Genomic DNA, 14,122 nt, shown 5'->3' on the forward strand with positions numbered 1-14,122 from the left:
TCCTGCCGCACGCCTGCAGGACGACGGCGCTAGCCGGATCGGGCATCGTCGTCGGGCTCGCCAGATTCGTCGTTCCCGGTCTCCTCCGACCTGCTCGACCGGGCGGTGCCGATCGCGATCCCGACGACCATGCCCATCGGGATCCCCAGCGCGACGCCCATGCCGATGTTGTCGAGGGCGACGCCGAGCCCGGCGCCCATTCCGGAACCCATGGCGATGCCGACTGCCATCCATGTGCCGACGATTGGGTTGCCGCCCGACTGCTTCGGCTTCTCCGGCTCCTGCGGTTGGTCTGTCACGTTTCGACGTTAGCGAGGCCTTGGCCGGCGGCGGATCCCCCGCCGGACGGAGATCTGTCCGTCCGGCGAGGGAGCCCGCGTGGCCGGGGTCAGGCCGGCTCGGCCACCGGGGCCAGCAGCTCGGACATCGCGGCCCCTTCGGCATCCGGCAGGTCGAGCCCGAGCACCGCGGCGAAGGTCGGGGCCTCGTCGAGCATGCTGCGCCGGCCGGCGTCGGCACCGGGCACGAAGGCCGGGCCCGAGGCCAGGAACACCGGCTGCCCTCCGTGCCGCGGCGCGTGGCCGTGGGCGCCGACGGGGCCCGGATCGTCGCTCTCGCCCGCGAGGACGATCGGACGGCGGTCCCACAGCATCCCGACGATGACGCCGGGCTCGGACTCCACGACCCACTCGAAGGGGCCGCCGAGCCCGTAGTCGCGCCGGGCCTCCTCGGTGGTCCAGAACTTCTCGATGCGGTACCGAGGGTCGGCCTCGATCTCGTCGAGCAGATCCTCGACCTCGGCGCGGCGTGCAGGCGTGACGTCCTCGCCCAGGAAGAGCTGGCCCGAGAGCCCGGCGCCCAGGCAGAACACGTCGTAGTCGACGAGCCGGTCGTGCTCGTCCACCCGGAGGAACCCACGCTCCTTGAAGACGGTGTTGAGGTTCGTGTGCTGCTCGATGTCGACGTGGCCGTGGTCCGAGACCAGGACGATGTTGGTCCGCTCGAGGTTGCCCGTCTCCTCGAGCGCCGCCAGGTACGTCCCGAGCGTGGCATCCACCTCCCGGAGCGCGTCGTGGACGTGCGCGCCGTAGGAGCCGCCGGCGTGCCGCGCGGTGTCGACCTCGACGAGGTGCACGAACATCATGTCCGGCTGTTCCGTGCGAAGAATCTGCTCGGAGACGGCGTTGACGAACGCGAAGTACTTGCCCTTCTTGCGGTCCGTCTCGACGAGGTCGAGGTTCGGGAGGATGTACCGCTCGAGCGTCTGCTCGTTCGTGGTCTGTCGGTACTGGTCCTCGAGACCGGCGAAGACCTGCGGGCTCGTGATCTCGGGGACGAGCCAGTCGATGGACCGTTCCTTGGCGGTGACCGGCCACTGCACGGCGGCCGTGGTCAGGCCTGCCCTTGTGCCGGCGTCGAAGATCGTCGGGACCTTGATGAGCCCGGCGTCCCAGAACCACTCCGAGCCGTCGCCGAGGCCGGGCTGGAACTGGAGGTTGTTGAAGATGCCGGACGTGGCGGGCGGGCAGCCGGTCGTCTGCGCCGTGTGGTTCGGGTAGGTGACGGACGGGTAGATGCCCTCGATCTCGGCGACGGCGGCCTTCTCGAGGATCCGTGCGAAGGCCGGCAGGGTCTTCGCGAACGGGATGTCGTCGAAGTGCATCGCGTCGACGGAGACGACGAGGAGCTTGTCTGGTGCGCTCACCGGGTTCCCCTCGCCTCAGCCGGCGGGTGGGGTTCGGTCTCGAGCACCGAGCGGCACCAGGCCGGATCGTCGGCGGCGATGAGGTCCACCCCGGCGGCCACGGCGGCACGGACGGCGTCCTCCGTGACCGCGGTCCAGCAGCAGACCTGCACGCCGCGGCCCTGCAGGGCCGCGACCTGCGCCCGATCGAGGTGCGGGATCTCGACGGAGAACATCGCCGCGCCGAGCTCGTCCACGAGCGTGCGGGCCTCCGGCGTCGGCCGGGAGACGACGACGCCGACGGCGAGGTCAGGGTCGGTCTCCCGGACTGTGCGCAGCACCGCGGGCTGGAAGCTGATCAGGGTCACCCGGTCCGCGAGCCCGGCGCCGCGGACCATCTCGGCGGCCGGCCGGGCCGCGGCGAGCGCCTTGACCTCGAGCTGGATCGGCGTGGTGATCGCGTCCAGCGCCTCGCTCAGCCGCGGGATGCGCTCGCCGTCCGGCAGCTCGACCTCTTGTAGCTCGGCCCAGGTGAGGTCCGCGATCTCGCCCGACGTCCGGCCGCCGACGGCCGTGCGACCGACCGCCTTGTCGTGCATGACGACGATCTGCCCGTCCGCCGAGGCGTGCACGTCGAGCTCGATGACGTCCGCGCCGTCGGCGATGCCGCGGGCGAAGGACGTGAGGGTGTTCTCCGGCGCGAGGGCGGCGGCACCACGGTGCCCGACGACGCCGATGGTCTGCTCATTCACCGTCACGCTCAGATACCGTACTGCTCGAGGTCTTCACGGTTGTCCTCGATGACGGCTTCGTGCTCCGCCCGCAGCGACGAGATGACCTCGTCCACGTCGGCGTCGTCACCGGTGATCGAGGCGAAGGCCGCGCTCGTCTCCGTGGTGCCGGCCTGAAACCAGTGCACCGGATCCACCGTCTGGGCGTTCTCCAGCTGCTCGACGGCGACCGTGAAGTTCGGGTCCGACGAGTGGAGCTCGCGGACCTCCGGCTCCTCGATGGCGGCCTGGACGATCGGCACGTAGCCGGAGTTGATGTGCCACCACCCCGACATCTCCGGCGTCGCCAGGAACTTGAGCAGCTCGGCCGTCGCGTCCTGCCGCTCCTGGGACTCGGTCCGCACCAGCGAGAACCCCGACCCGCCGGTCGGCACCTTCGGGGGCTGGTTGACCTCGCCCGGCATGAACGCGGCGCCGAGCTCGAAGTCGACCGCGTCCGTCAGGCCGCGCATCGAGGCGGTCGAGCCGTGGACGGCGGCCACCACCCCGTTCTGGAAGTCGGTGTGCGAGGACTGCGCCTGGTAGGCGTTGCCGTCCACGTGGACCCACTCCTTCGCGAACGACATCAGCTCGCGGACCCGGTCCTCGGTGGGCATGACCTCGAGCCCGTCGGACCAGCGGCCGTCGAACGCCCAGAGCCAGGCGTTGGTGTACCAGATGTCATTCTGGCCGTAGGCGAAGGTTCGCACGGGCTGGCCCGCGTTCGTCAGGGAGGCGAACTCGGCGCCCCACTCCCGCAGCTGGGACCAGGTGTACTGGGTGTCCACCGGCAGACCGAGCTCGGAGAACATCGTCTTGTTGTAGTAGAAGAGCGGCGTCGAGCGGGCGAACGGGACCACGAAGGTCTGGTCACCGGCCAGGCCCTCACCGACGAAGTTCGGGATGTAGATGTCGGTGTTGAAGCTGTCGTCGAAGTACGAGTCGAGCGGCGTCAGCGCGTCCGCGAAGTAGAACTGCAGCCACTGCATCTCCGGGAAGCACACCATGTCCGGCACGGCCTTCGCCTGCAGAGCCGCGGTGAACTGCGTGTTCAGGTCCTCGTAGCCGCCGACCGATTCGATGCCCGCGAAGATCTCGTCCTGACTGTCGTTGAACATCGAGAACAGCTCGGACGCGGCGTCGAACAGCCCGCCCGTCCACGGTGCCCAGAACAGGATGTTCGTCCGGCCCTGGTACTGGGACGGGATCTCCGGCAGGGCGGCCTGGCTCATGTCGCTGCGCAGGTTGCTGCTCCCACCACCGCTTCCTGCGCCGGCCGAGGTGGTGGGTGTGGTGCAGGCCGCGAGGGCCGCGGCGCCCGCGGAGAGGCCCATGGCCGACAGCAGACGGCGCCGGGTGAGGAGTGCGTTGTGCACGGATGTGCTCCTTGATCGTTCGAACGCGGACAGAGCGGACAGGTGGGTGGGACAGGTGGGTGCGGCGGCTCAGCCCTTGAGCGCACCGGCGGTGAGGCCGCCGATGATGCGCTTCTGAGCGATGAAGAAGACGATCAGCATGGGGAGCGCGACGATGACGGTTCCGGCCATGACCGGCCCCCAGGCGTCGTAGCCCTCCTGGCTCCGCAGGAACATCAGGCCGATCGGCAGGGTGCGCATCTCCGACGTCGACGTCACGATCAGCGGCCAGACGAAGTCGTTCCACTTCGCGATCAAGATGATCAGCGTCGCGGTGAGGATCATCGGTCGGCAGATCGGGATGACGATCGTGCGCATGCGGCGGAGGTGGCCGGCGCCGTCCATCATCGCGGCGTCCACGAGCTCGGCCGGCACCTGTCGCATCTGCTGGTAGATGAGGAACATCGCGAACGCGCTGCCGATGCCCGGGAGGATGAGGCCCTGGTAGGTGTTGAGCCAGCCCAGGTTCGACACGGTGATGTAGTTGACCAGCAGGGTGATGTGGCCCGGCAGCATGAGCGAGCCGACCATGATCCCGAAGACGATCATCTTGCCGCGGAAGCGGACGAAGGCGAACGCGTACGCCGACAGGATCGCGACGCCGATCTCGAGCGCCGTGCCGACCACCGTGGTGAGGATCGAGTTCCTCAGGAAGGCCCCGAACGGTGCGGAGCTCCAGGCCTGCGCGAAGTTGCCCGGCTCCAGCGAGTCGGGCAGCAGGACGGGCGGGAACTGGTAGATCTGGTTCTCGGGCTTCACGGCCGAGCTGAAGAGCCAGTAGAGCGGCACCGCGAACACCAGGAACGTGAACGCGACCAGGGCGTAGAGCGCTACCGTGGCGGCGAGCGAGCGCCGCGGCCCCGTGCGGCGCCTCCTGCTCGGTGGGTGCGCCGTCGGGCCGTCGGCGGGCGGGGCGGGCGGCCGAACGCCCGTGCGGGTGTCGTCGTCGCGTTCCTTGACGGTGAGGCTCATGAGTAGTGCACCCGCTTGCTCGCGTACTTCGTCTGGACGAGGGTCACGATGAGGAGCAACACGAACATGACCGTCGCGGTCGCCGCCGAGGTGCCGATGTTGAAGTCGACGAACGCCTGGTCGTAGATCAACCACGGGAGTGTCGTGCTGGAGTTGCCCGGGCCGCCGTTGGTGAGGGTGGCGATGATGTCGAAGGTCTGGGCGGCGGCGATGACGCCCGTGACGGTGAGGAAGAACGTGACCGGGCTGAGCAGCGGCAGCGTGATGTTCTTGAACAGCGGCCAGCCCCGCGCGCCGTCGAGCTGGGCAGCCTCGAAGACGTCCTTCGGCAGGTCGAGGATCGCGGTGTAGTAGATGATCGCGACGAACCCGAGGCGCTGCCAGGCGTAGGCGATGGTGATGGACCAGAGCGAGAAGTCGGACGTCGTCGTCCAGTGCGGCGAATCCATTCCGAACAGCCCGAAGAAGAATCGGCTCAAGCCGTAGTTCGGGTCGAACATGAAGAGCCAGAGGACGCCGATCGCGGCGCCGGGCAGCATGTGCGGTGCGAACGCCAGGGTGCGGACGAGACCGGTGAACCGGAGTTTCTGGGCAAGCAGCGCACCGATCGCCATACCGCCGAAGAGCGTGCCGACCACCGCGACGGAGACGAAGATAGCCGTGTTCTTCAGCGCCTCCATCAGGATCGAGCCGGACCGGAAGAGCTCCACGTAGTTGTCGAACCCGACGAAAACGGGAGCCGGGTCGACGAAGTCCCACTCGGTGAAGCTGAGGACGAAGTTGTAGAGCGTCGGGTAGTACCCGAACACGACGATCGCCGCGAGGTTCGGGAGGATCAGGAGCAGGAAGAGCAGCGCCTCACGCCGGTTCCGGCGCCGCAGCTGCTTCGAGCGCGGGCGTCCCGACGCCCCCCGTGCCACCGGTCGGCGGGTGTCCGCGTCCGGTGCGCGGACCTGGCCGATTGCCGCCATCCGTCCTCGTCTCCGGTCGAGGAGCCGGGCGCCGCAGATTCCCCGACGCCGGCCGGCAGGGGGTGCCGACCTCCCCGGCTCCGGGGTGCGGTCCCACCCAATCGAGCAAAGATGACCTGCGGACGACGAGAGTCGGAAACCCCGGCTATCGCTCGATGAACGACGAGGTGGGCTTGGCGGACGGCTGCCGGAGCAGCAGATCCCGCCCGCTCGGGACGGCGCCCGGTCGCTTCGGGCACGACTGCGGCACATGTGTGTCCGTAAATCGTCAACGGACCTCGCGATCGTGTGTGATGCTTCAGGCCTGTGGCGTTCGACGCTCGGGGGGCGGGCAGATGGGCGAGCTGTTCAGTGGTGCACAGCAAGCGGGTGAGTTCGACGAAGCCTGGGAAGGGTCGGCGGAGGCCGGCGTCCTGGAGGCAGAGGCGTCCGACGCTGCGCTGCTGGCGACCATGCGGACGAACGTGACGGCGATCAAGGCGCTCGTTGTGCCGGCAGTCGGGCGGAGAGTGTCCGCTCGGGAGAGGTTGAGGGAGCCCACATGGTGACGGAACTGCTGAGCACCGTCCGGGGCGCGGCGTACGCGGGGATAGACAACCCGATCGGTGGCGAGAGTCCGAACTTCGACGTCCTCGGGGTCGCGTTCGACAACTGGTTCACGCGCATCTTCGGTGCCCTGTGGGCGATCGCGATCCTGGTCGCGATCGTCATGCTGCTCTGGGGGATCGTCACGATGGCGATGGCGAACGACAACCCGCACGACTACGCCTCGGGCCGCGGCCGTGTGCTGAAGTCGCTCATCGCGCTGGTCGTCCTGGCGGCGTTCGGCGTCATCGTGGGCGCGATACTCAACGTCGCCGGCGGCTGAACTGACCACGAGGAGGTCGAGCACGGTGAGTCAGACGCAGGTTCGGGCCCCACGCCGTTGGGGCTTGCGCCTGTTCGTGCTCGTCGTCGTGGCGGGTGTGCTCGCCGCGCTTGCGACCTGGGTCTACGGGCTCACTCGTGAGGCGGAGCAGACATCGACACCCTCGCCATCGGGTCTTCCGTCGTCCGGTCAGAGCGACGGCGACGGTGCCCGGGTCGCGAACGGCTGCCTGGGTGGGCAGGCCGTGACGGCGCAGACGGTGCTGACCGCCCAGGGCCAGGCGCCGCTCGACGACGTCGGCGCCGCCGAGTTCGCGGCCACCACATCGCGGTGGCTGGGAGTTTCCGACGCCACGATCCCACCGGCGAACGAGATTCCGACAGTGATGGAAGCCGTCACCGCTCAGCGCGCCACCGACGCTGTCACACAGGTCGCGGAGCGGCTGAAGGAGCTCGGCGCCGGGGCGGTCCGCAAGGGCCCGCCGGTCGCCACCACGCACGGCGGCTACTACATCGAGTCCTCAGCGAACGACGAGGTCGTGGTGTCCGTTCTGGTCACGGTTCCCCGGTGGAGCGACGAGAATACCGATGAGGTGTGGGCCTCGTCAGGGACCTTCACGCTCGATCGGTCATCTGGGAAATGGCTGTTGGTCGACTTCTCCGGAACTCGAGAGCCGGACGATCTCCGCTCGGTGATGACGCCCTACGTTGGGGGGTGCTGATCGATGACGACGCAGGACGATCCTCCTGCCGAGGATTCCGGTGGCGCACTCGGCGGCTGGTCCCAGGACACCGTCGACGTCCAGGAGGGCGCTCGCGGCACAGCGGGCGGGCTCGACAACGCGGTGTCGTTCACGAGCGACCCCATCGCGTACCTGTTCGATCAGACGCGGCAGCTGGCGCAGAGCCTGGCGGAGACGGTGCTGCCGGCGCTCTTCGAGGCGACGAAGCCCGACTTCTCGATGGACTGGTTCCTGGAGGCGTACCGCGTCTCGTACGCGGTGGGGGTGTGTCTGTGGATCGTGGTGCTGCTGTACACGATCACGCAGTCCGCACTCGGGCGGTACACGGCGAACGACGTGATGGAAGCGTTGACCGTCCGTTCGGTGCAGTTCTTCGCCCTGTGCACGTTCGGGCCCGCCGCCGGGTGGGTGCTGATGCAGACGTTCAGCGCGCTGGCGGAGGGGATCGCGGGCTGGGCGACCAACTCTTCGGTCAACGACGCCGTCGAGGCGATGGCGCAGATGATCGCGGACGCCGACGGCGCCGGCGTGGTCGGCGGGGTACCGATGGCGCTGCTGCTGATGATCTTCATGGTCATCGGGCTCGGGCTGGTGGCGATCATGCTGTTCGTGACGATGGTGGCCGTCTACATCGGCGGAGCCCTGGCTCCGGTGGCGTGGTCCTGGCTGGTCAGCCCGGAGCATCGGCCGATCGCGAACCGGATGATCGGGCTCATTATCGGGGTGATGGCCGCGAAGCCGGTGCTGTTCCTGGTGCTGGGGATCGCGTACCGGATGCAGGCCGGGAACGTCACCTGGCTCTCGGGCGGTGGTGAAGGCCTGCAGACCCTCGCGAACATGCTCGGCGCAGCCGCCGCGATGGTGATCGCCGGGCTGACACCGGTCCTGCTGTTCAAGCTCGCGCCGGCCTCGCGCACGGGTACCGGGCAGGCCGGGTCAGCCCTGCACACGGGTGCCCAGAACGGTGCCCGCCACGGTCAGACCGGGTCGCAGACGCAACAGGTCGCGTGGCACAACGCACGGCGGCGCAGCGAGTACCCGCACTGGGACGGAACGCCGGTCGAGGGCGGCATGGGCGGCCGGACGGTGCTCGGCTCCGGTGCCGGCCTGTCGCGCGGCCGCCATGAGCCGGGGCCGCTGCAGAGGGCGCTCGAGCAGAGACAGCGCCACAACGCCAAGGTTCACAAGGCCGGTGCGAGCCCGCGGCCGGTCAAGGCGCCCGCCGGTCACCACAACGGCGTGCCCGGCAAGCCGGGCACCGAGGCAGAGACAGGGACGTCGGCAGGCATGGCGCCGGTGGCGACGACGACGGAGGAGAACACGCAGGACGGCGTGATCCCGGCGCGGGACACGGACGAGAACGGATGGGGGAGCAGCTGATGGTGCGTACCTCGGTGCTGGGCGGTGAGGCCGGCTACCGTTCCACCCTGGGCGGCAGCGTGCCGCCCTGGCGCCTGTCGGTGCTGGGCGGCGCCCTTGCGGTGCTCATCGCCCTGACTGCGGCCTACGCGGAACCTGGCCTGGTGGTCGGTGCCGCTGTGCTGGTGCTCGCCTGGGCACTGACGCAACCGACCAAGCACGGCTCGATCCTGGACCGGGCCGTGGCCCGGCGTCGTCGGCGGGACAAGCTGCGCGACGGCACGGTCTACTACCAGCCGTTCGAGGCGGAGGACTGGGAAGCTCTGGCCGCCCAGTCCCGCGCGAGGAGCCGGAAGGTCCGTGCCGCCGCGGTGCGGCAGGCCGCGGCCGTGCGCGAGACGCCCGACGGCGCCGACGGCATGGGATGGCTCGAGCGTCGGCCGGAGCAACCGGGGATCGCCTACCACGGTCCTCGGGGCGAGCAGCCGTACCTGTCGGTGGCGTTCGAGGTGTCCGGTCAGCTGCGCGGTCTCGAGTCGGAGGCGGCGACCGACGGCGCCGCCGCCAAGTGGGGCCGGTTCCTGTACCGGTTCGGGGACACCGATGCGCCGGCACGGATGGTGCAGACCGTCACGCGGGTCCTGCCGCCAGATCTGGCGCGACACCAGGCGTGGATGCTGGAGCAGCTGGACCCCGACGTACCGATCGAGCTGGCGGCGTCCTACGACGAGCTGGTGCACCTGGTCGACCAGTCGACCATGATCCAGCGCCACTTCGTGGCCGTGCGGTGGCCGCTGACCGGCCCGTTCTACCGGGCCGCGGAGCGCTACGGACCGGGCAAGGAGGGCTGGCGCCGGCTCATGGCCGAGGAGGTCCGGTCGGTGAGGTCGGCTCTGCGGGCCGCGGGGCACGAGAAGGTCGAGCCGTTGACCGCCGCGCGGCTCGCGGCCGTCATCTTGCACATGCAGGACCCGTCCCGCCCGATCGACCGGGTCCACGACGCTGACCCCGAGCGGATCGGTGTCAAGAGCCGCGACGAGTATGCCGCTCACGTGGTGGAGGCGATCGACCCGGTTACGGGGGAGGCGCGACAGTGGTGGCACCGCACCATGCGTATCCGCGCCCAGGACATGGCGACCATCGAGCGGTCATCCATGTGGCTGACTCCGTTGCTCTCCCGCACCGACGACGGGACGCTCCGGACGGTCTCGATCAACTGCTGGATGGTGCCGGCCTCGCAGGCGCGCACGTTCGCCCGGCTGGACCGGACGCGCGACCAGGCGGACGCGGTCGCGCGCAGCAGCCGCGGGCGCATCGACAGCGAGGAGGGCGGTGTCCGGCTCACGGCCGTGCAGCGCCGCGCCCGCGACCTCGCGCCGGGGAATCAGAACGCGGGCGTGGAGTGGGTCGCGCACGTGACGATCACGGCCCGCTCGCGTGAGCAGCTGGCTCGTGCATGTCGATCTCTGGGAGAGGTGGTCCGCCGTGACCTCGGTGTCGAGGGCGCGTTGGAGTGGCTGGACACCTACCAGTCCGCGGCGTCGGGATGTACCTGGCCCATCGCGAGGGGTCTGAAGCCGCCGTCGATCAAGACGCGCGACAAGGCGACGGATGCGTTGGCCGGCCACGGAGCGAAGGAGGCGCTGTGAGCGAGACGACCAGGGTCTCCCGGGCGCAACGGCGAGCGAGCACCGCCGACAAGAACGCCGACGGCAGCGCCGTCGGGGTCGAGCGGGACGGCGGGCGCGACCAGGACGAGTCGAAGCGCAGGAAGGAAAGGCGTGGCCTGTTCGGCGCGCCGCCGGGACTGACGCCGCGCGAGGAGGGGCTGGACCCGTACAACGCGGCCGGGACACAACGCCGCGGGAGTCAGTGGTTGGCCGCGCGGGGCTACTACGCGCCGGTCCTCGTCGGCGGTCCCACGACGACCCGGCAGGCGGAGGTGCTGAACACCGCGGTGATCGCCGGCTCGAGCGACATGGAGGCGCCGATCCTCGGCGTCGACCAGCTCTCGGACAGCGTCGTCAAGCACGATCCCTTCCTCGCGTACGACGCGCGCCTGGTCACCTCACCGAACGTGCTGCTCGTCGGCGACGTCGGATCGTCGAAGTCCTCGACCTGCAAGACCGTCTACGGGCTGCGGCCCGCTCTCCAGCGCGACCGTCGCGTGGTGGTCTTCGACAAGAAGGAACGCGACGAGGACGAGTACGGCAACGAGATCGTCCACCAGCACGGCGAGTATGCCCAGCTGGTGCGGGTCTTCGGTGGTGAGCCGATCACGTTCAACCCCAACGGCGGCGGCGTCGTGCTGAACGTCCTCGATCCGGTCATTGCCGGGACCGGTAACCAACGCCTGCTCCTGATGACGGTCGCCGAGCTCGCCCAGGGCGGCAAGGAGCTGACCGCGTGGGAGCAGGAGGCGATCCGGTCCGCGCACCGCATCGCGGTCCGAGAGGCCGAGCGCGCGGCACGGGTGCCGGTCCTGCCCGACGTGCTCGCGGCCCTGGGGCATCTGGAAGACGACCCGTTGCGGGCGTACGAGGACCTGTGGCCGCGTGCTCGCGAGCGGTTCCACGAGGCGGGCATCGGGGTCCGGTTCCTGCTGAACGGGCTGCTGGAGGAGTACGGCGGTCTCTTCGACGGCGAGACGTCGTCGTCGGTACGGCTGGACAAGAAGATCACCTCGTTCGACATGTCCCCGTTGCCGGACTCCGGGCCGGCGGTGTCGATCGTGATGGCGATCGCGCACACCTGGTTGCAGGGCATGGGCCGCCGTCGCGTCAAGACGAACCTGATCGTCGAGGAGGGATGGCACCTCGTCTCGAACACCACGGCGCCGCTGCTGCAGGAGAACATCAAGCTCTCCCGGGCGCGAGGGATCGCGCTGATCATGGCGATCCACAAGATCGCGGACATCCCGACGGACTCGCCCGCGATGGCCGTGCTCCAGGAGGCGCACACCGTGCACATCTACAGCCAGTCCCGTGCCACCGACGTCGAGCGGTGCGTCCACGAGTTCAACCTCGACGGGGCCGCGCTCGATCTGATCCCCGATCTCGAGCAGGGCTTCCACCTGTTCAAGCGGGGCAGGTCCCCGGAGATGTACGTCCAGCACACCCGGTCGAGCCTCGAGGTCGCCCTGACCGACACCGACGGGGCCATGGTCTCCCGGAGGGAGATCCCGTGAAGCCGACGCGGTCCTCGCCGGAGCGGCCGCCGTCCGGGAGGAGCTCCGCGGTGATCTGCCGCACGATCGTCGCGGCGTTCGCCGTCGGCCTCGCGCTGACGGTGGCCGGCTGCGCCGGCGGCGAGGCGTCGTCAACCCCGGAGCCGACCACCGCCGAGGAGACCACCCCGGCCGCCGAGCGGGCTACTCCGGCGGAGGCGACGACGTCCACGCCGTCGCCGGAAGGAGCCTCCACCGACGGTGGTGAGCCGATGGAGGAGATCACCGGCGCCGAGCAGAATCCGACCGAGGCGGCACCGACGTGGGACGCCGAGGCCGAGCAGGCCGCCGCCGACCGGGCCGAGGCCTTCATGCGGGCATTCGCCCGCCCCGACCTCGGTGCGGACGAGTGGCTCGCCGGCATGGCCGGTTTCATGACCGACCAGGCGGTCGAGCTCTTCTCGTACGTCGACCCGGCCAACGTGCCCGCCACCTCGCTCACTGGCGAGGTAGCGATCGCGGAGAACCAGCCGCCGACGTTGGCCGAGGTGCTCGTCGGAACCGACGCCGGCACCTATCGGGTCACGCTCTCACGCGTCGCCCAGGGGGACCCGTGGATGGTCGAGTACGCCGAACCGGCCGAGTGAGGGCCGAACCGTGCCGGGGAGAAGGGAATGAAGAAGCTCGCCGTCTGGACCGTGCCGCTCCTGGCCTGCGGCCTGCTCGGCGGCGTGCTCCTCGTCCTGTTCTTGGGCGCCGGGCTCAACGCGGGCGCCCAGCAACGCACGTGTGCGCAGGGCCAATCGATCCAGGCGGTCGGGACCGTCCCGGCCGGTCTGGAGGTGGCCGGCTACACCGGTGAGCAGCTGCACAACGCGTCGATCATCATGCAGGTCGGGGAGCAGCTCGGCATCGACGCGCACGGCCAGACGATCGGTGTCATGACCGCGATGGGCGAGTCCTCCCTGCGGAACATCAGCCACGGCGACGCGGCCGGTCCCGATTCTGCCGGCCTCTTCCAGCAGCGCCCCTCACAAGGCTGGGGCACACGCGAGCAGGTGATGGATCCGGTCCACGCCTCGGAGCAGTTCTTCGACCGTCTCCGGCACGTGGATGGGTGGCGCGACCTCGAACCGACGCTCGCAGCGAACCGCGTGCAGCGGAACGCGGATCCGCTGCACTACCGCGAGCACTGGGACACCGCCGTCGAGGTCGTCACCGCACTGGCGGACCAGGGACCCGGCGGTGACGCCCTGCCCGTAGCGGACGAGGGCGGGTACGACATCGGAGCGGTCAAGCCGCAGACGCAGGCGCTCGCTGACGAGGTCGGCGCCCACTTCGGCCTCGACCCGGCCGACGTCGGTGGCTACCGCGACAGCGCCGCGGACTCCGGCGGCCACCCCGCCGGCCTCGCGGTCGACTTCATGACCTGGGAAGACCTGGCGCTCGGGGACGCCATCGTCGACTACGTCATGCAGAACGCCGAGCGGCTGTCGGTGGAGTACATCATCTGGCGGCAAGCCATCTGGATGGCGGACCGCGCCGACGAGGGCTGGCAGCCCATGGAGGACCGCGGCTCCGACTCGGCGAACCACTTCGACCACCCCCACGTGAACCTCCGGTCGACGCCCTCCGAGGCCGCCGACCTGAGCCCGGTCGGCTGCCTCAACGCCTCGATCAGCCTGGCCGGACTGAGCCCGACGGGGGACTGGGTCAAGCCGACGGACGGGCCGATCAGCTCCCGTTACGGACCGCGGTGGGGCAGCTTCCACGCGGGCACCGACTTCGCGGCCGCATGCGGGATGCCGATCTATGCCGCCACCGACGGCGTGGTGACCTACACCGGCAGCGGCCACCCCCGCTACGGCCTCTCGGGACACGTCATCGTCGTCGACCACGGTGAAGGTCTGGAGACGACCTACAACCACATGTTCGCCGCAGGCGTCCACGTGCGCCCCGGCCAGCAGGTCAGCGCCGGTCAGCAGATCGGGGCGGTCGGCGACGAGGGAAACTCGACCGGATGCCATCTCCACTTCGGGGTCTACGTCGGCGGCCAGCACACCGACCCCGGGTCCTTCATGGCGGCCCAGGACGTGCCGCTCGGCTGATCGGGACCAGGGGTACGCATGCCGCCGGCCGATTCGCCGCCGTGGCCGCCAAGAACCGTTCGCGAGC

Annotated in this window: 14 protein-coding genes; 8 read left to right on the forward strand and 6 right to left on the reverse strand. The window is 69.8% G+C overall.

Translation table 11 applies throughout. The features are described from left to right. Positions 1 to 29: 29 nt before the first annotated feature. The 6 genes from ABD907_RS13440 to ABD907_RS13465 all read right to left on the reverse strand — a co-directional run bounded on the left by ABD907_RS13440 (position 30) and on the right by ABD907_RS13465 (position 5,812). Positions 30 to 299, reverse strand: coding sequence for a hypothetical protein (locus ABD907_RS13440; RefSeq protein WP_345216763.1), 270 nt, complete (start codon positions 297 to 299; stop codon positions 30 to 32). Between the two features lie 89 nt (positions 300 to 388). Beyond that, the gene (locus ABD907_RS13445) at positions 389 to 1,705 is read right to left on the reverse strand and encodes an alkaline phosphatase family protein (protein ID WP_345216764.1); all 1,317 of its coding nucleotides are present in this window, start codon (positions 1,703 to 1,705) and stop codon (positions 389 to 391) included. Further along, the gene (locus ABD907_RS13450; RefSeq protein WP_345216765.1) at positions 1,702 to 2,442 is read right to left on the reverse strand and encodes a glycerophosphodiester phosphodiesterase; all 741 of its coding nucleotides are present in this window, start codon (positions 2,440 to 2,442) and stop codon (positions 1,702 to 1,704) included. Before ABD907_RS13450 ends, ABD907_RS13445 begins: the two co-directional genes overlap by 4 nt. A 2-nt stretch (positions 2,443 to 2,444) precedes the next feature. Beyond that, positions 2,445 to 3,830 carry an extracellular solute-binding protein gene (locus ABD907_RS13455; RefSeq protein WP_345216766.1) on the reverse strand — a complete coding sequence of 462 codons (1,386 nt, stop codon included), beginning with the start codon at positions 3,828 to 3,830 and terminating at the stop codon, positions 2,445 to 2,447. Positions 3,831 to 3,899: 69 nt separating this feature from the next. Continuing rightward, the gene (locus tag ABD907_RS13460) at positions 3,900 to 4,841 is read right to left on the reverse strand and encodes a carbohydrate ABC transporter permease (protein WP_345216767.1); all 942 of its coding nucleotides are present in this window, start codon (positions 4,839 to 4,841) and stop codon (positions 3,900 to 3,902) included. Continuing rightward, complete coding sequence (locus tag ABD907_RS13465; RefSeq protein ID WP_345216768.1) at positions 4,838 to 5,812, reverse strand: carbohydrate ABC transporter permease; 975 nt, start codon at positions 5,810 to 5,812, stop codon at positions 4,838 to 4,840. Before ABD907_RS13465 ends, ABD907_RS13460 begins: the two co-directional genes overlap by 4 nt. Before the next feature lie 335 nt (positions 5,813 to 6,147). Here ABD907_RS13465 and ABD907_RS13470 point away from each other — a divergent pair, with 335 nt between their 5' ends. Genes ABD907_RS13470 through ABD907_RS13505 form a run of 8 tightly spaced genes read left to right on the forward strand, consistent with a single transcriptional unit; the run spans position 6,148 to position 14,055 of the window. After that, positions 6,148 to 6,360 carry a hypothetical protein gene (locus ABD907_RS13470; protein ID WP_345216769.1) on the forward strand — a complete coding sequence of 71 codons (213 nt, stop codon included), beginning with the start codon at positions 6,148 to 6,150 and terminating at the stop codon, positions 6,358 to 6,360. Next, positions 6,354 to 6,680 (forward strand): hypothetical protein, encoded by a 327-nt coding sequence (locus tag ABD907_RS13475; protein ID WP_345216770.1) that lies wholly within the window; start codon positions 6,354 to 6,356, stop codon positions 6,678 to 6,680. The genes ABD907_RS13470 and ABD907_RS13475 overlap by 7 nt, the downstream gene beginning before the upstream one ends. 25 nt (positions 6,681 to 6,705) lie before the next feature. Next, on the forward strand, positions 6,706 to 7,401 hold the full coding sequence (locus ABD907_RS13480; protein WP_345216771.1) for a hypothetical protein: 696 nt from the start codon (positions 6,706 to 6,708) through the stop codon (positions 7,399 to 7,401). 3 nt (positions 7,402 to 7,404) lie between these two features. After that, complete coding sequence (locus ABD907_RS13485) at positions 7,405 to 8,802, forward strand: type IV secretion system protein (RefSeq protein WP_345216772.1); 1,398 nt, start codon at positions 7,405 to 7,407, stop codon at positions 8,800 to 8,802. Beyond that, complete coding sequence (locus ABD907_RS13490) at positions 8,787 to 10,430, forward strand: SCO6880 family protein (RefSeq protein WP_345216773.1); 1,644 nt, start codon at positions 8,787 to 8,789, stop codon at positions 10,428 to 10,430. Before ABD907_RS13485 ends, ABD907_RS13490 begins: the two co-directional genes overlap by 16 nt. Beyond that, positions 10,427 to 11,968: an ATP/GTP-binding protein gene (locus tag ABD907_RS13495; RefSeq protein WP_345216774.1), complete on the forward strand. Its 1,542-nt coding sequence runs from the start codon at positions 10,427 to 10,429 to the stop codon at positions 11,966 to 11,968. Before ABD907_RS13490 ends, ABD907_RS13495 begins: the two co-directional genes overlap by 4 nt. A gap of 50 nt (positions 11,969 to 12,018) precedes the next feature. Beyond that, positions 12,019 to 12,594, forward strand: coding sequence for a hypothetical protein (locus tag ABD907_RS13500; protein ID WP_345216775.1), 576 nt, complete (start codon positions 12,019 to 12,021; stop codon positions 12,592 to 12,594). 27 nt (positions 12,595 to 12,621) lie between these two features. Next, entirely contained in the window at positions 12,622 to 14,055 is a 1,434-nt protein-coding gene (locus ABD907_RS13505) for a M23 family metallopeptidase (protein ID WP_345216776.1), read from the forward strand. Positions 14,056 to 14,122: the final 67 nt, after the last annotated feature.

Source organism: Georgenia halophila, from assembly GCF_039541595.1.

Bases quoted from the DNA above. Each gene is read 5' to 3' on its own strand.
- ABD907_RS13460 (WP_345216767.1), bottom strand. From the start codon at position 4,841: ATGAGCCTCACCGTCAAGGAACGCGACGACGACACCCGCACGGGCGTT.
- ABD907_RS13465 (WP_345216768.1), bottom strand. From the start codon at position 5,812: ATGGCGGCAATCGGCCAGGTCCGCGCACCGGACGCGGACACCCGCCGA.
- ABD907_RS13470 (WP_345216769.1), top strand. From the start codon at position 6,148: ATGGGCGAGCTGTTCAGTGGTGCACAGCAAGCGGGTGAGTTCGACGAA.
- ABD907_RS13475 (WP_345216770.1), top strand. From the start codon at position 6,354: ATGGTGACGGAACTGCTGAGCACCGTCCGGGGCGCGGCGTACGCGGGG.
- ABD907_RS13485 (WP_345216772.1), top strand. From the start codon at position 7,405: ATGACGACGCAGGACGATCCTCCTGCCGAGGATTCCGGTGGCGCACTC.
- ABD907_RS13490 (WP_345216773.1), top strand. From the start codon at position 8,787: ATGGGGGAGCAGCTGATGGTGCGTACCTCGGTGCTGGGCGGTGAGGCC.
- ABD907_RS13505 (WP_345216776.1), top strand. From the start codon at position 12,622: ATGAAGAAGCTCGCCGTCTGGACCGTGCCGCTCCTGGCCTGCGGCCTG.